This window comes from Kitasatospora arboriphila (assembly GCF_039528095.1).
Lineage (GTDB): Bacteria > Actinomycetota > Actinomycetes > Streptomycetales > Streptomycetaceae > Kitasatospora > Kitasatospora arboriphila.
This window is the reverse complement of sequence record NZ_BAAALD010000050.1, coordinates 37,818-58,552: the sequence shown is the minus strand read 5'-3', so window position 1 is coordinate 58,552 and position 20,735 is coordinate 37,818. Positions and strand designations below refer to the sequence as shown.

Annotated in this window: 14 protein-coding genes; 7 read left to right on the top strand and 7 right to left on the bottom strand. The window is 72.1% G+C overall.

Translation table 11 applies throughout. From position 1 onward, the window contains the following. On the top strand, nucleotides 1-818 hold an 818-nt coding region (locus ABD353_RS24030), incomplete at its 5' end, for a DUF4349 domain-containing protein (RefSeq protein ID WP_344625726.1). A gap of 39 nt (nucleotides 819-857) precedes the next feature. Here ABD353_RS24030 and hemE read toward each other — a convergent pair. Then, nucleotides 858-1,904, bottom strand: a complete 1,047-nt coding sequence (gene hemE, locus ABD353_RS24025) for a uroporphyrinogen decarboxylase (protein WP_344625733.1) — start codon at nucleotides 1,902-1,904, stop codon at nucleotides 858-860. 199 nt (nucleotides 1,905-2,103) lie between these two features. Between hemE and ABD353_RS24020 the strand changes: the two genes are divergently transcribed. The 5 genes from ABD353_RS24020 to ABD353_RS24000 all read left to right on the top strand — a co-directional run bounded on the left by ABD353_RS24020 (nucleotide 2,104) and on the right by ABD353_RS24000 (nucleotide 9,047). Then, nucleotides 2,104-2,754: a DUF3000 domain-containing protein gene (locus ABD353_RS24020; RefSeq protein ID WP_344625725.1), complete on the top strand. Its 651-nt coding sequence runs from the start codon at nucleotides 2,104-2,106 to the stop codon at nucleotides 2,752-2,754. 378 nt (nucleotides 2,755-3,132) lie between these two features. After that, nucleotides 3,133-3,858: a LuxR C-terminal-related transcriptional regulator gene (locus ABD353_RS24015; protein WP_344625724.1), complete on the top strand. Its 726-nt coding sequence runs from the start codon at nucleotides 3,133-3,135 to the stop codon at nucleotides 3,856-3,858. A gap of 244 nt (nucleotides 3,859-4,102) precedes the next feature. Further along, nucleotides 4,103-5,338, top strand: a complete 1,236-nt coding sequence (locus ABD353_RS24010; protein WP_344625723.1) for an HRDC domain-containing protein — start codon at nucleotides 4,103-4,105, stop codon at nucleotides 5,336-5,338. Nucleotides 5,339-5,700: 362 nt separating this feature from the next. Beyond that, nucleotides 5,701-6,918, top strand: a complete 1,218-nt coding sequence (locus ABD353_RS24005) for a thiolase family protein (protein WP_344625722.1) — start codon at nucleotides 5,701-5,703, stop codon at nucleotides 6,916-6,918. 2 nt (nucleotides 6,919-6,920) lie between these two features. Further along, nucleotides 6,921-9,047 (top strand): 3-hydroxyacyl-CoA dehydrogenase NAD-binding domain-containing protein, encoded by a 2,127-nt coding sequence (locus tag ABD353_RS24000; RefSeq protein ID WP_344625721.1) that lies wholly within the window; start codon nucleotides 6,921-6,923, stop codon nucleotides 9,045-9,047. A gap of 112 nt (nucleotides 9,048-9,159) precedes the next feature. Here the strand turns inward: ABD353_RS24000 and ABD353_RS23995 are convergent, their stop codons facing one another. The 6 genes from ABD353_RS23995 to ABD353_RS23970 form a co-directional block, all read right to left on the bottom strand. After that, nucleotides 9,160-10,674: a glycosyltransferase family 39 protein gene (locus ABD353_RS23995; protein ID WP_344625720.1), complete on the bottom strand. Its 1,515-nt coding sequence runs from the start codon at nucleotides 10,672-10,674 to the stop codon at nucleotides 9,160-9,162. Nucleotides 10,675-10,816: 142 nt separating this feature from the next. Further along, nucleotides 10,817-12,778 carry a 1-deoxy-D-xylulose-5-phosphate synthase gene (gene dxs, locus ABD353_RS23990; RefSeq protein WP_344625719.1) on the bottom strand — a complete coding sequence of 654 codons (1,962 nt, stop codon included), beginning with the start codon at nucleotides 12,776-12,778 and terminating at the stop codon, nucleotides 10,817-10,819. A 183-nt stretch (nucleotides 12,779-12,961) separates the two neighbouring features. Continuing rightward, entirely contained in the window at nucleotides 12,962-14,251 is a 1,290-nt protein-coding gene (locus ABD353_RS23985) for a sugar ABC transporter permease (protein WP_344625718.1), read from the bottom strand. Further along, complete coding sequence (locus ABD353_RS23980) at nucleotides 14,248-15,036, bottom strand: ATP-binding cassette domain-containing protein (protein WP_344625717.1); 789 nt, start codon at nucleotides 15,034-15,036, stop codon at nucleotides 14,248-14,250. The genes ABD353_RS23985 and ABD353_RS23980 overlap by 4 nt, the downstream gene beginning before the upstream one ends. A gap of 193 nt (nucleotides 15,037-15,229) precedes the next feature. Next, on the bottom strand, nucleotides 15,230-16,324 hold the full coding sequence (locus ABD353_RS23975) for a sugar ABC transporter substrate-binding protein (protein ID WP_344625716.1): 1,095 nt from the start codon (nucleotides 16,322-16,324) through the stop codon (nucleotides 15,230-15,232). A 243-nt stretch (nucleotides 16,325-16,567) separates the two neighbouring features. Next, a complete protein-coding gene (locus ABD353_RS23970) occupies nucleotides 16,568-17,764 on the bottom strand; it encodes an ROK family transcriptional regulator (protein WP_344625732.1) in 1,197 nt (398 codons plus the stop codon). A gap of 336 nt (nucleotides 17,765-18,100) precedes the next feature. Between ABD353_RS23970 and pepN the strand changes: the two genes are divergently transcribed. Beyond that, entirely contained in the window at nucleotides 18,101-20,683 is a 2,583-nt protein-coding gene (gene pepN / locus ABD353_RS23965; RefSeq protein WP_344625715.1) for an aminopeptidase N, read from the top strand. Nucleotides 20,684-20,735: the final 52 nt, after the last annotated feature.

The following is a 20,735-nucleotide window of genomic DNA, read 5'->3' as shown; positions in this document are numbered from 1 at the left end:
ACATCGCCTACTCCGGCCGTCTGGTGCTGCAGTTGAAGGCCGACGACAAGGGCGGCACGGCGGAGGCGGTCCGCCGGACGGCCACGGACACCGGCGGCTACGTCGGCAGCGAGTCGCTCTCCGACAGCGGCGGCGCGGAGGCCGGGCGGCTGGTGCTGCGGGTGCCCTCGGCCCGCTACCAGCAGGCGATGGACCGGCTGGCCGGCCTCGGCACGGTGGCCTCCCGCAGCAGCGACGCGGACGACCTCACCGAGCAGGTGGTGGACACCGAGAGCCGGCTGAAGACCCAGCAGGCGTCGGTGGACCGGGTGCGGGCACTGCTCGCGGACGCGAAGTCGCTCTCCGAGGTGGTGTCGCTGGAGAGCGAGCTGACCCGCCGGGAGGCGGACCTGGAGTCGCTGAAGCAGCGCCTGCAGGAGCTGGGTTCACAGACCTCGCTCTCCACGATCACGGTCGAGCTGCGCCGGGCCGCCGATGTGCCGGCGGCGGAGGAGAAGCCGGAGCGGGGGCTGTGGTCGGCGGTCGGGCACGCGTTCGCGGGCGGCTGGCACGCCCTGCTGCTGCTGGTGCGCGGGCTGCTGGTGGCGCTGGCCGCGCTGGCGCCGTTCCTGGCGGTGCTGGCCCCGGCGGCCTGGCTGCTGCGGCGCGGTCTGAAGCGGCGGGCGGCGTCCCGGCCCGCGCGTCCGGCGCCGCCGGTGCCGGTCTGGGGAGTGCCGCGGCAGGCCGGTGCGCCCGTCCAGGTGCCCGCGCAGCCGCAGGCCCCGGCGGCGGCCGAGCCGAAGCCGTCGGCCGAGCCGAAGCAGGCGGACGGGGAGTGACGGGGCGGCGGGGCCGGGAGACCGGCCCCGCCCGTCCGGTCAGCGGGCGCTGGCCTCGTGCACGAAGGCGACCAGGCGGGTCAGCGCGTCCGGGTCCATGGTCGGCATGACGCCGTGTCCGAGGTTGAAGATGTGGCCGCTGTCGCCGAGCGCGGCGGCGGCGTGCAGCACCTCGCGGGCCTTGGTCTCGACGACGTGGGTGGGGGCGTAGAGCACGGCCGGGTCGAGGTTGCCCTGCAGGCCCTTGTCCGGGCCGACCCGGTCGGCGGCGACGTTCAGCGGCACCCGCCAGTCGACGCCGACCACGTCCGCGCCGGCCTGGCCCATCAGTCCGAGCAGTTCGCCGGTGCCGACGCCGAAGTGGATCCGCGGCACGCCGTAGTCGGCGACCGCCTCGAAGACCTTGGTGCTGGCGGGCATCACCGAGCGGCGGTAGTCGTCCGGGGCGAGCGCGCCGACCCAGGAGTCGAAGAGTTGCACGGCGGAGGCGCCGGCCTCGATCTGGATCTTCAGGAAGGCGGAGGTGATCGCGGCCAGCCGGTCGACCAGGCCCGCCCAGAGCTCGGGCGCGCCGTACATCATGGCCTTGGTCTTCTCGTGGCTCTTCGACGGGCCGCCCTCGACCAGGTAGCTGGCCAGCGTGAAGGGGGCACCGGCGAAGCCGATCAGCGGGGTGGTGCCGAGCTCGTCGACGAGCAGGCCGACGGCCTCGGTGATGTAGGGCATGTCGTCCGGCTCCAGCGGGCGCAGCCGCTGCAGGTCCTCGACCGTGCGGATCGGGTCGGCGATCACCGGGCCGACGCCGGGCTTGATGTCCACGTCGATGCCGACGGCCTTGAGCGGCACCACGATGTCGCTGAAGAAGATCGCCGCGTCCACCCCGTGCCGGCGGACCGGCTGCAGCGTGATCTCCTTGACCAGCTCGGGCCGCATGCAGGAGTCGAGCATCGGGATGCCCTCGCGCACCTTCAGGTACTCCGGCAGCGAGCGGCCGGCCTGCCGCATGAACCAGACGGGGGTGTGCGGCACCGGCTCGCGGCGGGCGGCGCGCAGGAAGACGGAGTCGTACGCGGCGCCGCGGCGCACGGTGGACTGCGGGTCGGTCTGGGCTGCGGGGCTCGCCGCGGGTGTCTCGCTCACGGGTCAAATCTTCGCACGCGCCGTGCGCGCGGCGGCCCCGGGCGCCTCGTAGGTTCGTCCGAGATGTCCGACCTGTGGCGCTACGGCGCGCCGCACCGCGGGAAGTTGCTCGGATTGGGGCCGCGGGCGACCTAGGCTTCCCTCCATGGCAGCGGTCGGCGGACACCCCGCACAAGGTGGCGGAACGGACAAGGAGGCGGCGCCGATCGAGTTCCGCCGTGCGGTCGAGGCGCTCGCGGGCGCCCGGCTCCGGCCCGAGGTGCAGCTCTCCCCCGCGCCGGCGCCCCGACGGCTGGCACCGTTCGCGTGGGCGGTGACCGCCACGGTCGAGGTGGACGGCGACGAGCTCGCGGACGGCCGACTGGTGCTGCTGCACGACCCCGCCGGGCAGTCCGCCTGGAACGGCGACTTCCGGGTCGTCACCATGACCCGTGCCGAGCTGGAGCCGGAGATCGCCGGCGACCCGATGCTCGGCGAGGTCGGCTGGGCCTGGCTGATGGACGCGCTGCAGGCGCACGGCGCCGGCTACGGGGAGCCCGGCGGCACGGTGACCCGCTGCGCCTCGCACTACTTCGGCGCGCTGGCCGAACGCCCTGCGTCGACCGAGATCGAGGTGCGGGCGTCCTGGACGCCGGCCGACAAGCGGTTCGAGCGCCACCTGGCCGCCTGGGGCGACCTGCTGTGCATCTGCGCCGGCCTGCCGCCGACCGCGGGGGCGCCGATGCCGCTGCCGGACGCCCCGTCACTCGGCGGCGTGGTGCCGATGCCCGCCCGGCGCCGGCCGCGCCCGCACTGAGCCCCGCGCCGGGCCCTGCACCAAGCCGAGCCCCGCCGGGCCCGCCCGCCCCGGGCCGCTGCCCTTCCGGGGGACGCCCCGGACGGTCCGGCGCAGTGCCACTCCCAGGGCTGATGGAGTGTGACTTCCGTCCCGGTCTATGTCAATTACCCGGCTGAAATTGATCATTTCGATCCGGTTGCGATCGAATCCGTACGATTCCAGGGCATGTCGTATCAGTCACCTGCGCGATTTGTCCGTATTGTTACTCACTAGATCGTGATCTTTCGCTAAAGCCGGGCACGGATGATGCCGAAGGTGTCAGTGACCCTTTCCGAACGCGGAACACTCCGACCGCCCCCATCGGGGTTCCGTCCGCCACTCCCCACAGGAGGCCTGGTGTCGGTCCTTCTCGAGCACCCCGCAAACGTGGTCGCGTACCGTCCGACGAAGCCCACCGCCATGGTGGTCATCGCCGACCCGCGCGTCCGAAACACCGTCACCCGGCACCTGTGGGCCCTGGGTGTGCGCGACGTGATCGAGGTCTCCTCGATCGCCGAGGCACGCCCGCGGGTCGCCACCCCGCGCGACATCTGCATCGCCGACGTGCACCTCCCGGACGGCTCCGGGCTGACCATCCTGGCCGAGACCCGCGCCGCGGGCTGGCCCAACGGCCTCGCGCTCTCCGCGGCCGACGACATCGGGGCCGTGCGCTCCGCGCTCGCCGGCGGCGTCAAGGGCTACGTGGTCACCGGCACCCGCACCAACCTCGCCATGCCCGGCCGGCCCGGCCTGCCGCTCGGCGCCGCCCACCTGGCGGGCCGGATGCGCCGTCCCGGCATGCCGGGAGTCCCCGGCGCCCCCGGAGCGGCGGGCACGCCCGGAACCCCCGGTGCGCCGGGCGCCCCCGGTGCGCAGCCCACCGCGTACCGGGAGCTGTCGGGCCGCGAGGTCGAGGTGCTGAGGCTGGTGGCGGAGGGCCAGTCCAACAAGGCGATCGGCGTGGCGATGGGCCTGTCCGCACTGACCGTCAAGAGCCACCTCGCGCGGATCGCCCGCAAGCTGGGCACCGGCGACCGGGCCGGCATGGTCGCGGTCGCGCTGCGCACCGGCATCATCCACTGACGACCGGACCGGCCCGGCCCCCGCGCGGGCCGGCTCCGGCGCAACCGTCCGGCGGGGGCCCGGAGGAACGTTTCCTCCGGGCCTCCGCCCGGTCCGAGACCGGTGATCGGCCGATCCGGACCAGGTCGGCTCACCCGTCCGGGGACTGATGGCCGACCGGCTACGGGCCGGGGGCATATGTCCGAACGCAGTCTGACCAGTCCGACAACACTCCCGGCCCCGTACGCCGTCGTACCCTTGGGGGGTGACCGACGCCGTAGCAGCCATCCCAGAAGAGACAGCCCCGGTCCCGCTCCTCGAACCGCGGGAGGGGCTGCCACCCGTCGTCGCCGACGAGCAGGCGCTCGCCGCCGCGGTAGCGGCCTTCGCCGCCGGGCGGGGCCCGGTCGCCGTCGACGCCGAGCGAGCCTCCGGCTACCGCTACGGCCAGCGGGCCTACCTCATCCAGCTCCGCCGGGCCGGCGCGGGCACCGCGCTGATCGACCCGATCGCCTGCCCGGACCTGCACGCCCTCGGCACGGCCCTCGCCGACGCCGAATGGGTGGTGCACGCCGCCACCCAGGACCTGCCCTGCCTCGGCGAGGTCGGCATGCGCCCGCGGACGCTGTTCGACACCGAGCTGGCCGGGCGGCTCGCCGGCTTCCCCCGGGTGGGCCTCGGCCCGATGACCGAGAACGTCCTCGGCCTCTCCCTGGCCAAGGAGCACTCGGCCGTCGACTGGTCCACCCGCCCGCTGCCCGAGCCCTGGCTGCGCTACGCCGCTCTGGACGTCGAGGTGCTGGTCGAGCTGCGCGACGCACTCGAGCAGGAGCTGGACGCCCAGGGCAAGCTCGACTGGGCGCTGCAGGAGTTCGCGGCGCTCGCCGCGGCACCGCTGCCCAGCCCTCGGGTCGACCCCTGGCGGCGCACCTCCCAGCTGCACAAGGTCCGGCGGCGCCGCCAGCTCGCCGCCGTCCGCGAGCTCTGGCAGACCCGCGACCGGATGGCCCGCGAGCGGGACGTCTCCCCCGGCCGGGTGCTGCCCGACGCCGCCATCGTCAACGCCGCCCTCGCCATGCCCACCAACGCCGCCGGCCTGGTCGCCGTCCAGGGCTTCGGCCCCCGGGTGAACCGCCGCCAGGTCGAGCAGTGGCTCGCCGCGCTGCAGCGGGCCCGCGAACTGCCCGAGTCGCAGCTGCCGGCCGCCACGGCACCGCACGACGGACCGCCGCCGCCGCGGGCGTGGGCCGAGAAGGACCCGGTGGCGGCGGCACGGCTCAGTGCGGCGCGGGCCGCGGTGACGGCGATGGCCGAGGAGAAGCACCTGCCGGCGGAGAACCTGATCACGCCGGACCTCGTGCGGCGGGTCTGCTGGGAGCCTCCGGCGGTGTCCGACGCCGACAACATCGCCGCCTCGCTGCGCCGGCTCGGCGCCCGCCAGTGGCAGACCGACCTGGTCGCCCCGGCCCTCGCGACCGCCTTCGACCAGGCCGCGAGCTAGGGCGCAGCCCGGAATCCCGGGACGACCCATCAGGGGCGCGGGGGACTGCGCGAGACGGGAGAGGACCACCCGCAGCCGGGTGACCCCGGACGGTGCAACCGACCGTCCGGAGCCACAGGTCGGGCGAGCGCCTTCCGTCCCGCGCAGTTCCCCGCGCCCCTGTTCCCGCTTCGCCGCACGTGGACCCGCGCCGCCGTTCCCGCTTGTCCCGGCGTGTGTGCTGGGGGACACACCCCGTCCGGTGGGTGTGGCCCCTGGGCAAGTTAGTTACCGACGGGTAGCATGGCTCTGAAGCAGCGCCGCTCCACCCGTGAGCCGTGCGGACTGCGCTTAACGTCATGTCCCCTGGGAGGAGAGCCCCCGTGCCTCGTACCGCGAGGGACGTCGTCTTCGTCGACGGCGTCCGCACCCCGTTCGGCAAGGCAGGCCCGAAGGGCATCTACCACGAGACCCGCGCGGACGACCTGGTCGTCAAGTGCATCCGTGAGCTGGTGCGCCGCAACCCGAACCTGCCCGTCGAGCGCATCGACGAGGTCGCCGTCGCCGCGACCACGCAGATCGGCGACCAGGGCCTGACCATCGGCCGCACCGCGGGCCTGCTCGCCGGTCTGCCGCAGTCCGTCCCGGGCTACGCGATCGACCGCATGTGCGCCGGTGCGATGACCGCCGTCACCACCACCGCGGGCGGCATCGCCTTCGGCGCGTACGACATCGCCGTCGCCGGCGGCGTCGAGCACATGGGCCGTCACCCGATGGGCGAGGGCGTGGACCCGAACCCGCGCTTCGTGTCGGAGAAGCTGGTCGACGAGTCCGCCCTGTTCATGGGCATGACCGCGGAGAACCTGCACGACCGCCTGCCGCACATCACCAAGGAGCGCTGCGACGCCTACGCCGTGCGCTCCCAGGAGAAGGCCGCCAAGGCGTACGCCAACGGCGACATCCAGCCGGACCTGGTGCCGATCGCGATCCGCAACACCAACCCCGAGGTCGGCGAGACCGGCTGGGGCCTGGCGACGACGGACGAGCCGATGCGCCCCGGCACCACCATGGAGTCGCTGGCGAACCTCAAGACCCCGTTCCGCCCGCACGGCAACATCACCGCGGGCAACGCGGCCGGCCTGAACGACGGCGCCACCGCCTCGCTGCTGGCCGCCGAGGACGTCGCCGAGGAGCTCGGCCTGCCGATCAAGATGCGCCTGGTCTCCTTCGCCTACGCCGGCGTGGAGCCCGAGGTCATGGGCATCGGCCCCGTCCCGGCGACGCAGAAGGCACTGGCCAAGGCCGGTCTGACCATCGACGACATCGGCGCCTTCGAGATCAACGAGGCCTTCGCCGTCCAGGTCCTCTCGCTGCTCGACCACTACGGCATCGCCGACGACGACGAGCGCGTCAACCCGTACGGCGGCGCGATCGCCTACGGCCACCCGCTGGCCTCCACCGGCGTCCGCCTGATGACCCAGCTGGCGCGCCGCTTCGAGCAGCGCCCCGACATCCGCTACGGCCTGACCACCATGTGCATCGGCTTCGGCATGGGCGGCACGGTCATCTGGGAGAACCCGCACTTCGAGGGGAACAAGTGACCGTGAGCACCACCGAGCTGCTGAAGCGCGCCGCCGAGCTGTTCCCCGGCGAGGTCGTCACCACCGCGCACGTGCGTCACCTGGACCTGCCCAAGCAGGCCGGCAAGCTGGCGCTGATCACCCTGGACAACGGCTTCGACCACACCAAGCCGACCACCTTCGGCCCGGGCTCGCTCGCGAAGCTCTCCGAGGCGCTGGACCAGGTCGAGGCCGAGGCCGCCGAGGGCGGGATCGCCGCCGTGGCGATCACCGGCAAGCCGTTCATCTTCGCGGTCGGCGCCGACCTCAAGGGTGTCGAGGTGCTCAAGGAGCACGGCGACGCGCTGGCCATCGGCAAGGGCGGCCACGACGTCTTCAAGCGGATCGCCGCGCTGCCCGTCCCCTCCTTCGCCTACTACAACGGCGCGGCGATGGGCGGCGGCGTCGAGGTCGGCCTGCACTGCACCTACCGCACCGTGAGCTCCGGCATCCCGGCGTTCTCGCTGCCGGAGGTCTTCCTGGGCCTCGTCCCGGGCTGGGGCGGCTGCACGATCCTGCCGAACCTGATCGGCCCGGCGAAGGCCGTCAAGGTCATCGTCGAGAACTCGATGAGCCAGAACAAGCAGCTCAAGGGCAAGGAGGTGTTCGAGCTCGGCATCGCGGACGCGATCTTCGAGCCGGCCGACTTCCTGGAGCAGTCGCTGCACTGGACGGCCTCCGTGCTCACCGGCGAGACCGCCGTCGAGCGCGAGGAGATCGACCGCGGCAAGGCCTGGGACGACGCCGTCGCCTGGGGACGCCTGGTCGCCGACGCCAAGGTGCACGGCGCCGCGCCGGCCGCCTACAAGGCGCTCGACATCATCCAGCAGGTCAAGGACCAGGACCTGCAGGCCGGCTTCGACGCCGAGGACGTGGCGCTGGCCGACCTGATCATGGGCGGCGAGCTGCGCAGCGGCATCTACGCCTTCAACCTGGTGCAGCGCCGTGCCAAGCGCCCCTTCGGTGCGCCGGACAAGTCGCTGGCCCGCCCGGTCAACAAGGTCGGCGTCGTCGGCGCGGGCCTGATGGCCTCGCAGCTGGCGCTGCTGTTCGCCCGCCGCCTGGAGGTGCCGGTCGTGCTGACCGACATCGACCAGGAGCGCATCGACAAGGGCGTGGGCTACGTCCACGCCGAGGTCGACAAGCTTCTCGCCAAGGGCCGGATCAACGGCGACAAGGCCAACAAGCTCAAGGGCCTGGTCTCCGGCCACCTGGACAAGGCGGTCGCCTTCGGTGACGCGGACTTCGTGATCGAGGCCGTGTTCGAGGAGATGGGCGTCAAGCAGAACGTCTTCGCCGAGCTGGAGGCCGTGGTCTCGCCGACCACCATCCTGGCGACCAACACCTCCTCGCTGTCGGTCACCGAGATGGCCTCGAAGCTGGAGCACCCGGAGCGGGTCGTCGGCTTCCACTTCTTCAACCCGGTCGCCATCCTCCCGCTGCTGGAGATCGTCCGCGCGGAGAAGACCGACGACGCCTCGCTGGCCACCGCCTTCGGTGTCGCCCGGAAGCTGAAGAAGACGGCCGTCCTGACCAAGGACGCCCCGGCGTTCGTGGTGAACCGGATCCTGCTCCGCTTCATGGACGCGATCCAGGGCGCCATCGACGAGGGCACCCCGATCGAGACCATCGAGAAGGCCGTGCTGCCGCTCGGCCTGCCGATGTCCCCGATCGTGCTGCTGGAGCTGGTCGGCCCGGCCATCGCCCTGCACGTGTCGGAGACCCTGCACGGCGCCTTCCCGGAGCGGTTCACCGTCTCCGAGAACCTCGGCAAGCTCGTCAAGGCCGGCAAGCGCGGCTTCTACGTCTGGCAGGACGGCCAGCAGGTCCTCGACCCCGAGGTCCTGGAGCTGCTGACCTTCGGCGACACCGTGCTGACCGAGGAGCAGGTCCTCGCCCGCGCCCTGGAGGCCGTGGCGCAGGAGATCGGCCTGATGCTGGACGAGGGCGTCGTCGGCGAGGCGCAGGACATCGACCTGTGCATGATCACCGGCGCCGGCTGGCCCTTCCACCTGGGCGGCATCACGCCGTACCTGGACCGCGAGGGCGTCTCGGAGCGCGTGAACGGCAAGCGCTTCCTCGCCCCGGGCGTGGCCTCCGTCCCGGCCTGAGCCCCGTAGCGACACGAAGGCCCCCGCCACCCGGCGGGGGCCTTTCGCATGTCCGGAGCCGCCCTGGAGGCGCCCTGGAGCCGTCCTGAGGCCGTCTCCGGAGCCTGCGGGGCTACTTCTTCTTGAGCCGGTAGATGACGGTGTCGCCGGTGACGCCGACGACCTCGTAGTGGGTGTCGAGGAGGCTCTCGATGCGGGGGATCAGCAGCGGCTGGTAGGGGGCGGTGCCGGAGTCGTCGACGACGATCTCGGGCAGGCCCTTGGCGGCGAGCTCCTCGTCGAAGGTCTGCCAGGCCTCGCTGACGCTGTACTGCTCGCCGACCTTCTGGCCGTCCTTGCCGCCGCTGAAGTTGGTGAGGAACCCGGCGGTCAGGTAACGGCTGGCGGGGCGGCGGTCGGCCAGCCAGTACAGCTCGGGGTGCATGCCCCAGACCAGGACGGTGTCCTTGGGCGTGGTCTGCTTGGCGACCGCGGTGGCCACCTCGGTGGTCTGGGTGAGCTTCTGGCCCGGCCAGAACACCGCGAGGCCCCAGAAGAAGGTGCAGGCGACCGCCGAGTAGGTGAGCACCGGCCGCCAGCGCACCGCCGAGGTGGAGACCGCGCCGACGCCGAGCAGCACCAGCGGCGGCATCAGCTGCAGGTAGTAGTGGCCGAAGAAGTGGAAGCCCACGCTGACCGCGACCGCCGACGAGAGCAGCCACACCCACAGGTCGGTGGTGGAGCCGTGCTCCTCCCCCGCCCCGGGGACGGCGCGGCGGCCGCGCCGCAGCCACAGCCGGTACCCGATCGGCACCACGAAGCCGAGGCCGGCGGCGAGCAGGATCGCGGAGTTGCCGAGCGCCCGGCCGGTCATCTGCAGCCAGGCCCCGCCGAGCGAGGCGTAGTCGCCGCTGCCGGTGACCACCCAGAACAGGAAGCCCTTGGGCTTGGTGAGGATCAGCGCGACCAGCGCTATCGGCAGCGCGAACCCGAAGCCGATCGCGGCCAGCACCGGGGGCCAGCGCACCCCGCGCCGGCGGGCGTCCTGCAGCAGCATCCACAGCACCGGCAGCAGCACGGCGCCGCCGGTCTGCTTGGTCAGCGAGCAGAGCGCCACCGCGATGCCCGCGGCCAGCCAGCGGCGCCGCTCGGCGTACCGGAAGGCGGCGACCATGGCCGGCAGCATGAAGACCTCGAAGGTCGCCGCCTGGGTGTCCTCCGGCGACAGGCCGATGGACAGCAGCAGGTAGAGCACGCCGGCCGCGCCGCCCGCCCGGTTGCCCCAGCGCCCGCGGGCGACGGAGGCCAGCAGGACGGCGGTGGCCAGGTGGGCGACGATCGCCAGGCTGCGCAGCGGCCAGAGCGAGCCGGAGCCGAACAGCGCGAAGCAGGCCTGGTAGAGCCAGGGCAGCAGCGGGGGCTTGCGGTCGACGACGGTGTCGTAGAGCACCCCGCCGTCGGCCAGCATGCGGGCCTGGGTGGCGAGGTAGCCCTCGTCGGGGCTCCACACCGGCCGCAGGAAGGACGGGACGTGGGTGGCCACCGCGAGCAGGGCCAGCACCGGCACCAGCCTCGTCCAGTAGCCCGTCCGGACCTGCTCGCGGAGGCGGGCGGTCACGGCGGGGCGGCTGGAGGTCGGTGTGGGCACGGGTGACAACCTACCGGGCGCCCGTGTCGGCGGGCGCGCTGGTCCCGTGATCGCGCCCGATACGTCCGGTTCCGGGCGCGCCGGAGCCCCGGGCGCGGCTGCGCCCGTGGTGCCGGCCCCGGGCGGCCCCGGCGGACGGCGGTCAGGCCTGGACGGGCTGCGCGTCGAGGCGCGCCACCAGGGCGGTCACCTGGCGGGCGACGTCCGGGGCGGTGAGGCCGATCTCGGCGAGGATCTCCTCGCGCTTGGCGTGGTCGAGGAACTCCTGCGGGATGCCGAAGTCGCGCAGCGGCAGGTCGACGTCGGCGTCGCGCAGGGCCCGCGCGGTCGCGGGGGCGGCGCCCCCCGCGCCGGCCGCGGGGCCCCCGGGGGCCTGCCCCATCCCGGCCCCCACCCCGCCGACGCGGCCGTTGTCCTCGACGGTGACGACGACGCGGTGCTCGGCGGCGAGGCCGGGCAGCGCCTTGTCGACCGGCTTGACCCAGCGCGGGTCGACGACGGTGGAGGTGATGCCCTGGGCGTCGAGCAGCTCGGCGGCCTCCAGGCAGAGCGGGGCCATCGCGCCGACGGAGACGATGAGCACGTCGGCGCGCCTGTCGCCGCCGCTCTCGCCGCTCTCGCGGAGCACGTCCATGCCGCCGACCTTGCCGATCGCGGGCACGGCGGGGCCGACGCTGCCCTTGGAGTAACGGACGACGGTGGGCGCGTCCGGCACCTCGACGGCCTCGCGCAGCTGGGCGCGGACCTGGTCGGCGTCGCGCGGGGCGGCGAGCCGCAGGCCCGGGACGGTCTGCAGGATCGACATGTCCCACATGCCGTTGTGCGAGGCGCCGTCGGTGCCGGTGACGCCGGCCCGGTCGAGGACGAAGGTGACGCCCAGCTTGTGCAGGGCGACGTCCATCAGCACCTGGTCGTAGGCGCGGTTCAGGAAGGTCGCGTACACGGCGACGACCGGGTGCAGGCCGTTGGTGGCCAGGCCTGCGGCGGAGACGGCCGCGTGCTGCTCGGCGATGCCGACGTCGAAGATGCGGTCCGGGTAGGCCTTCGCGAAGGGCGCCAGGCCGACCGGGTGGAGCATCGCGGCGGTGATCGCCACGATGTCCTTGCGCTCGCGGCCGAGGGCGACCATCTCCTCGCCGAAGACGGAGGTCCAGTCCTTGCCGGAGGACTTCACCGGCAGGCCGGTGTCGGGGTGGATGACGCCGACCGCGTGGAAGCGGTCCTCGTCGTTGTTCTCGGCGGCGTGGTAGCCGCGGCCCTTCTCGGTGATGCAGTGCACGATCACCGGGCCGCCGAAGCCGCGGGCCTTGGTGAACGCGGACTCCAGCGCCACCAGGTCGTGGCCGTCGATCGGGCCGATGTACTTGAGGCCGAGGTCCTCGAACATGCCCTGCGGGGCGATGAAGTCCTTCAGGCCCTTCTTCGCGCCGTGCAGGGTGTCGAACATCGCCTGGCCGACGACGGGGGTGCGCTGCAGCGCGTCCTTGCCCCAGGAGAGGAACCGCTCGTAGCCCTGGGTGGTGCGCAGGGTCGCGAGGTGGTTGGCCAGGCCGCCGATGGTCGGCGAGTAGGAGCGCTCGTTGTCGTTGACGACGATGACGACCGGCAGGTCCTTCGCGTCGGCGATGTTGTTGAGCGCCTCCCAGGCCATGCCGCCGGTCAGCGCGCCGTCGCCGATGACGGCGACGACCGGGCGGTCCTTGTGGCCCTGGATCTTGTTGGCCTTGGCGAGGCCGTCGGCGTAGCCGAGCACGGTCGAGGCGTGCGAGTTCTCGATCACGTCGTGCTCGGACTCGGCGCGCGACGGGTAGCCCGACAGGCCGCCCTTCATCTTCAGCCGGGAGAAGTCCTGGCGGCCGGTGAGCAGCTTGTGGACGTAGCTCTGGTGGCCGGTGTCGAACAGGATCCGGTCGCGCGGCGAGTCGAAGACCCGGTGCATCGCGATGGTGAGCTCCACCACGCCCAGGTTCGGGCCGAGGTGGCCACCGGTCTTCGAGACCTCTTCGACCAGGAAGCCGCGGATCTCCTCGGCCAGGTCGGCCAGCTGCGCCGGGGTGAGCCGGTCGAGATCGCGCGGTCCCCTAATGCGGGTCAGCAGGGCCACCCGTTCCTCCTCGTTCACTGTTCCCAGACCTCTCTGTCCGGCCTGGCCGGGCTTCCCCGACTGCAAGAGTCTAATGTCCGGCTGGCGGACACCATGCGGCGCATGGGGGCTCCGGTTACACATGACGGGGCCCGGCACCCGATCGGTTCGGGTGCCGGGCCTCACACTGCTCCGGGCGTGTCGTCAGCCCCGGCCGCTGGACTTCTGGGTCCGGCGGGAGACGGAGTCGAGCACGACGGCGCCGAGCAGCACCGCGCCGGTGATCATGTACTGGATCGCCTGGTTCACGTGGACCAGGTCGAGGCCGGTGATGATCGACTGGATGACCAGGATGCCGAGCAGGGCGGACCAGGTCTTGCCGCGGCCGCCGAAGAGGCTGGTGCCGCCGATGACGGCCGCCGCGATCGAGTTCATCAGGACGTTGCCGCTGCCGAGCAGCTTGTCGGCGGAGCCCTGCTGGGAGGCGATGAAGAGGCCGCCGAGGGCCGCCATACCGGCCGAGATCATGAAGACCGAGATCCGGACCCACGCGACGTTGATGCCGGCGCGGCGGGCCGCCTCGACGCTGCCGCCGACCGCGAAGATCTGCCGGCCGTAGGAGGTACGGCGGAGCACGAAGTCGGTGATGACGACGATCGACAGGAAGATCACCAGGGGCAGCGGCAGGCCGCGGTCCTGGTTGAGCATGTAGGCGGCGACCAGGCCGATGACGGCGAGCACGCCGGTGCGCAGCGCGATCTCGCTCATCGGGCGGGCCGGCAGGCCGGCGTCGCCGCGGCGCTTGGCGTCCAGGAACTGGCCGGCGCCGAAGAGCGCGATGCCGAGGACCGCGAAGCCCCAGGTGAAGGCGACGTCGCCGTCACCGAGGAAGTAGGTGTCCAGGTTGGCGAGGACGCCGTCGTTCAGGACGTTGACGGTGCCCTTGTCGCCGAGGACGTACATCTGCAGACCGCTCCAGGCGAGCAGGCCGGCCAGGGTGACGACGAAGGCGGGGACGCCGATCTTGGCGAAGAAGAAGCCGTGCAGGGCGCCGATGGCGACGGCGGCCGCGATGGCGATCAGGCAGGCGAGCCACTCGTTGAGGCCGGAGCGCACCGAGAGGACGGCGGCTATCGCGGCGGAGACGCCGGCGATCGAGCCGAGGGAGAGGTCGATCTCACCGAGCAGCAGCACGAAGACGATGCCGACGGCGATGAGGCCGGGGCCGGCGACCCACTTGGTGATGTTGGTGAGGTTGTCGGCGTTGAGGAAGTCGCCGGTGATGCCCTGGAAGATGGCGCCGATCAGGATCAGGCCGAGCACGACGGGGACGGAGCCCAGGTCGCCGCTCTTCATCTTGCGCTTGAACTCGGCGAGGTAGCCGGCGAAGCCGGCCTCGCGGACGAGGAGGCGCGGGTCGACCGCCGGGGCGGCCGGCGCGGCGGCGGGCTCGGGGGCCTTCTCCGCGGCGTTGGTGGTCTGGTCCGTGGTCACTTCGCTTCCTCCGCGATACGTGCCTGACGCCGGGTCACGGCGTTCTCGGTGGCGCCGGTGATGGCGGAGATGATCTCCTCGTGCGAGGTGTTGGCCACCTCGAAGACGCCGTTGTTGCGGCCCAGGCGGAGCACCGCGACGGTGTCCGCGACGGCCTTGACGTCGGCCATGTTGTGGCTGATCAGGATCACGCCGAGGCCGCGGTCGCGCAGGCGCTCGACCAGGTCGAGGACCTGGGCGGTCTGCTCGACGCCGAGGGCGGCGGTGGGCTCGTCCAGGATCACGATCTTGGGGTCGCCGACCAGGGCGCGGGCGATCGCGACGACCTGGCGCTGGCCGCCGGAGAGGGCGGCGATCGGGATGCGGACGCTGGGGATGCGGATCGACAGGGTGTCGAGCAGCTCCTTGGCGCGCTTCTCCATGGCGACCTCGTCGAGCGCGCCGAAGCGGCGCAGCTCGCGGCCGAGGAAGAGGTTGCCGACCACGTCGAGGTTGTCGCAGAGTGCGAGGTCCTGGTAGACGGTGGCGACGCCGAGGGCCTGGGCGTCGTGCGGCCGGTTGATCGCGACCTTGCTGCCCTCCCACTCGATCGCGCCCTCGTCGATGGGGTGCACGCCGGCGATCGTCTTCACCAGCGTCGACTTGCCTGCACCGTTGTCGCCCACCAGGGCGACCACCTCGCCGGCGTGGACCTCCAGGTGCACATCGGTGAGCGCCTGGACGGCACCGAAGCGCTTGGAGACACCGCGCAACGCCAGTACGGGTGCGCCTGTCACGTGAACCATCTCCTTCGTTCCGTGCCAGCCCCCGGATATGGGCATGACACGGCCTGCCGCGCGCCGACCCGGGCGCGAAGGTTAGTGCGAGAAAAGGGGTGGAGACCGGCCGGGGCCCGGGTGGGGCCCCGCCGCCGGAGGTGGGGAGCCGGTCTCGCCGCAGGGTGGGCGCTCCCGCCGGGGAGCGCCCACCCGGGTGGACTTACTGCAGGCCCGCGGCCTTGCAGGCGTCGGCGTAGGTGCCGGTGCAGATGTCGGCGACGGTGTACAGCTTGTCGGCGATCACGGTGTCCTTGATGTTGGCCTTGGTGACGACCTTCGGGTCGAGCAGCTTGGCCGGGATGCCCTTGTCGGTGTCGCTGTCGATGCTGGCGGAGGCGACGGCCTTGACGTCCTTGCCCTGCAGCAGCGCGACGGCGAGCTCGGCGGCCGAGTCGGCCAGCGGCTTGTACGCCTTGTAGATGGTGTACGACTGCTCGCCGCTGACGAGGCGCTGGATGGCGTCGAGGCCCGCGTCCTGGCCGCCGACCGGAACGTTGATGTTCGCGGACTTCAGCTGGGTGATGATCGCGGCGGCCATGCCGTCGTTGGCGGAGTAGACGGCCTGGAAGCCGTCCTTGCCGAGCTGGGTGATCGCGGCGCCGATCTTCTGGCCGGCCACGGTGGGCTTCCACTCACCGGACTGCTCGTAGACGACCTTCTTGACCTTGCCGTCGAGGACCTTGTGCGCACCGGACTTGAACTTGCCGGCGTTCGGGTCCGCGTCGTCACCGTTGATCATGACGATGTTGGCGTCGGCGGCCTTGGCGCCGAGGGCGTCGACCAGGGCCTGGCCCTGCAGCTCGCCGACCTTCTCGTTGTCGAAGGAGACGTAGGCGGAGACCGGGCCGGTGGCCAGGCGGTCGTACGCGATGACCTTGACGCCCTTGTCGGCCGCCTCCTTCACCCAGGACTGGGTGGAGGCCGCGTCGAACGCGTCCAGGATGATGACCTTGACGCCCTGGGCGATCAGGGTGTCGAACTGCTGCTTCTGCTTGGCGGCCGAGCCCTCGGCGTTGCTGTACTTGACGGTGCAGTCGCCGCACAGCTCCTTGACCTTGGCCTCGATGAACGGCTTGTCGAAGGACTCGTAGCGCACGGAGGACGCGTTCTCCGGGAGCAGCAGGCCGATCGACTTGCTGTCGCCGCCCTTGGCGTCGTCCTTCTTGTCGCTGCCGGCCTTGCCACAGGCGGCCATGGAGAGAGCCATCGAAACAGCAGCGGTGCCGATGACAGCGCGACGCATCATTGCGTTCATGGTGGGGGTGCCTCCCTGACAGTGCCGCAACCTTGCGGCGAGGTTGAGTGGAGTCAACCCGGCCCGCACCTTGTCGTCAATAAGTAAAACCGCAACTGCGGTGATCCGAACCCTTTCGTTATCTTCCTGAAGGCGAAGCCGAGATCAAACGGCCGCGGCCCCCGCCTGCCGGGACAGGTCGGGGGCCGATCGGCGCAGCTCAGGGGCCGCTCAGGGGCTGTTCAGGGTCGGCTCGCGGGGTGCTCAGGCACTGGACGCGGAGGCCAGTCCGGTGTGCCGGATCGCGCCCGATTCACCCATCTCGCTCATCACCAGGGCCAGCGCGCCGAGCACCTCCGCCCGGCCGCCGAGCGTGCCCGGGACGACCGAGAGCTGCCGCGCCGCACTCGGGATCGCGTACCGCGCCACCGAGTCCCGGATCGGGGAAAGCACCAGCTCACCGGCCTCCGCGAGCTCTCCGCCGAGGATCACCCGACGCGGATTCAGCAGGTTGCACAGGGTCGCGACTCCCGACCCGATCTGCCGTCCGGCGTCCGCGATGACCCGCCGGCAGCCCAGGTCGCCCTGCTGCGCCAGCTGCACCACCTTGGTGAGCGTCAACTCCCCGGGGTGGCTCGCGTTCAAGAGGTTGAGCAGGTAGCGCGAGCCGACGAAGGTCTCCAGGCAGCCCCGGTTGCCGCAGCGGCAGACCGGTCCGGCCTCGTCCAGGGTGATGTGCCCGATCTCCCCGGCGGTGCCGCCGGGGCCCCGGTAGATCTGCCCGTTGATGACCAGTCCGGAGCCGACGCCGCTGGCCACCTTGATGTACGCGAGGTCGCTCAGCCCACGGCCCGCGCCCCACACCAACTCGCCCAGGGCGCCTAGGTTCGCGTCGTTGTCCACGTACACCTGCATGCCCAGGCGCTGGGAGAGCTCCCGGCCCGGGTTGACGCCCGTCCAGCCCGGCAGGATCGCCGTCGAGCCGAGCGCGCCGGTCTCCACGTCGATCGGACCGGGCACGCCCAGTCCGACGCCGATCACCTTGTCCGGCCGGAAGCCGGCCTGCGTCAGCAGCCGTCCGACCAGCGTCTCCGCCCGGTCGAAGCCCTGTTGCGCCGACACGTCGGTGTCGATCGGCTCGCTCTCCTCGGCCAGCACACGGTGCGCCAGATTGCCCACCGCGACCCGCAGATGGGTGTGGCCGAAGTCGACCCCGACCACGATCCCGGCGTCCCCGCTGAGCGAGACGCTGCGCGCCCGTCTGCCGCCCGAGGAGGTGTCGGCGACCACGACGGTGCCGCTCTCCTTCAGCTCGCGGACGATGTTGGACACCGTCGCCGCCGACAGCCCGGTGGACCTGGCGATCTCGGCCTGGGTCAGCGAGCCGGCCATCCGCACGGCCCGCAGCACCCTCTCGAGGTTCGCCCGGTGCAGCGAGGACTGCGATCCCGGCGTGTCCATCGACATGATTCACCCTCCCAGGGCACGGGAACCCGACCGCTCCCGTCCCTGCCGCGCCCTTGCGGCGGAGCTCGTTGTGGCCGGCCGGGCCGTCACCCTGCGGTGTCGAATCCTCAACCGGGCGTTCATCTTCAACTTCTGAACTCTAAGCTCAGCCAAGTCCGCAATACAGAGTCAAGGGCGAAGGCAGATCGTTGCGAAACCTCAGCCACCGCCCTACGTCGAGTGTCGTAGCCGAACGCCCGAACCGCCCGACAGCCCCGGAAATCGCAGGTCCGCGTGGGGGACGCTCGTGAAAGGATGCCCCCAACCAAGCCTGACGAAGGAGTCCTGCGAGTGCCTGGCACCAACTTGACCCGTGAGGAGGCCCGTACCCGGGCCGCACTCCTGCATGTGGAGTCGTACGACATCGAGCTCGACCTGGGCTCGGCCCCCGAGGGGGGCACCTTCCGGTCCACCACCGTGGTCCGCTTCTCCGCCACCACCCCGGGTGCCGCCACCTTCATCGACCTGGTCGCGCCGAGCGTCTCCGAGATCGTGCTGAACGGCGAGTCGCTGGACCTCGCCAACTTCGCCGACAGCCGGATCGCCCTGCCCGCCGTCCGGGCCGAGAACGAGCTCCGGGTGGTCGCCGACTGCGCCTACACCAACACGGGTGAGGGCCTGCACCGCTTCGTCGACCCGGTGGACGGCGAGACCTACCTGTACACCCAGTTCGAGGTCCCGGACGCCCGCCGGGTGTTCGCCGCCTTCGAGCAGCCCGACCTCAAGGCGGCCTTCCGCTTCACCGTGACGGCCCCGGCGGGCTGGGTCGTGGTCTCCAACTCCCCCACCCCCGAGCCGGCCGGCGAGGGCGCGACCCGCACCTGGGCCTTCGAGCCCACGCCGCGGATGTCGACCTACGTCACCGCGCTGGTGGCCGGTCCCTACGTGGGCGTCTTCGACGAGTACGCCAACGGCGACCAGCGGGTGCCGCTCGGCGTGTACTGCCGCCCCTCGCTGCGCGAGTTCCTGGACGCCGAGGCGATCTTCGACGTCACCAGGCAGGGCTTCGACTACTTCCAGGAGAAGTTCGACTTCGCCTACCCGTTCGCCAAGTACGACCAGCTGTTCGTGCCGGAGTTCAACGCCGGCGCGATGGAGAACGCGGGCGCCGTCACCCTGCGTGACCAGTACGTCTTCCGCTCCAAGGTCACCGACGCCTCCTACGAGATGCGCGCCGCGACGATCCTGCACGAGCTCGCCCACATGTGGTTCGGCGACCTCGTGACCATGGAGTGGTGGAACGACCTCTGGCTGAACGAGTCCTTCGCGACCTTCGCCGAGGCCGTCTGCCAGGCCGAGGCCCCCGGCTCCAAGTGGCCGCACTCCTGGACGACCTTCGCCAACCAGATGAAGACCTGGGCGTACCGGCAGGACCAGCTGCCGTCCACCCACCCGATCATGGCGGAGATCAACGACCTGGAGGACGTCCAGGTCAACTTCGACGGCATCACCTACGCCAAGGGCGCCTCGGTGCTCAAGCAGCTGGTCGCCTACGTCGGGCAGGACGCCTTCTTCCAGGGCGTGCAGGCCTACTTCAAGCGCCACGCCTGGGGCAACACCACCCTCCCCGACCTGCTCGGCGCCCTGGAGGAGGCCAGCGGCCGCGACCTGAAGACCTGGTCGAAGGCCTGGCTGGAGACCGCCGGCATCAACGTGCTCCGCCCCGAGCTGCGGATCAACACCGACGGCGAGATCGAGTCCTTCACCGTCCTCCAGGAGGCCCCGGCGCTGCCCGCCGGCGCCCGCGGCGAGGCCGTGCTGCGCCCGCACCGGATCGCGATCGGCCTGTACGAGCTGGCCGACGGCTCCCTGGTGCGCACCGACCGGATCGAGCTCGACGTCGACGGCCCGCGCACCGAGGTGCCCGAGCTGGTCGGCCGGCACCGCCCCGCCGTCCTGCTGCTCAACGACGACGACCTGTCCTACGCCAAGGTCCGCCTCGACGAGGACTCGATGGCCGTCGTCACCGACCACCTCGGCGACTTCACCGACTCGCTGCCGCGCGCCCTGTGCTGGGCCTCCGCCTGGGACATGACCCGCGACGGCGAGCTCGCCACCCGCGACTACCTCGCCCTCGCCCTCTCCGGCCTGCAGCGCGAGTCCGACATCGGCGTCGTGCAGTCCGTGCAGCGCCAGGTCAAGCTCGCCCTGGAGATGTACGCCGACCCGGCGTGGCGCGAGGAGGGCCTGCAGCGCTGGGCCGCCGCCGCCGAGGAGCAGCTGCGCGCCGCCGCCCCCGGCAGCGACCACCAGCTCGCCTGGGCCCGCACCCTGGCCGGCGCCGCCCGCACCGACGCGCAGCTCGGCCTGCTGGCCGGCCTGCTCGACGGCTCCGAGGTGATCGAGGGCCTGGCCGTCGACACCGAGCTGCGCTGGAGCCTGCTGGCCCGCCTAGTCGCCACCGGCCGCGCCGACGACAAGGCCGTCGACGAGGAGCTGGTGCGCGACAACACCTCCTCCGGCCAGGAGCACGCCGCGAGCTGCCGGGCCGCCCGCCCGACCGCCGAGGCCAAGGCCGAGGCGTGGGCCTCGGTGGTGGAGTCCGACAAGCTCACCAACTACGTGCAGGAGGCCGTCATCGGCGGCTTCCAGCAGCCCGACCAGCGCGAGCTGATCGCCGCCTACCGCGAGAAGTACTTCGCCGCGGTGAAGGGCGTCTGGGAGAGCCGCAGCCACGAGATCTCGCAGCAGATCATCGTCGGCCTGTACCCGGCCTACCAGGTCGAGCAGGCCACCCTGGACGCCACCGACGCCTGGCTGGCCTCCGCCGACCCGGCGCCGGCCCTGCGCCGCCAGGTCGTCGAGTCCCGCGCCGGCGTCGAGCGCGCCCTCCGGGCGCAGGCCGCCGACCGCGCGGCCGGCGAGCGCCACTGACCCTTCCGGCGGCCGGACGGGCCCGTCCCGCCCGGCCGCCGGCGGTCCCGCC

Bases quoted from the DNA above. Each gene is read 5' to 3' on its own strand.
- ABD353_RS24020 (WP_344625725.1), top strand. From the start codon at position 2,104: ATGGCAGCGGTCGGCGGACACCCCGCACAAGGTGGCGGAACGGACAAG.
- ABD353_RS23980 (WP_344625717.1), bottom strand. From the start codon at position 15,036: ATGGTTCACGTGACAGGCGCACCCGTACTGGCGTTGCGCGGTGTCTCC.
- ABD353_RS23975 (WP_344625716.1), bottom strand. From the start codon at position 16,324: ATGAACGCAATGATGCGTCGCGCTGTCATCGGCACCGCTGCTGTTTCG.
- ABD353_RS23970 (WP_344625732.1), bottom strand. From the start codon at position 17,764: ATGGACACGCCGGGATCGCAGTCCTCGCTGCACCGGGCGAACCTCGAG.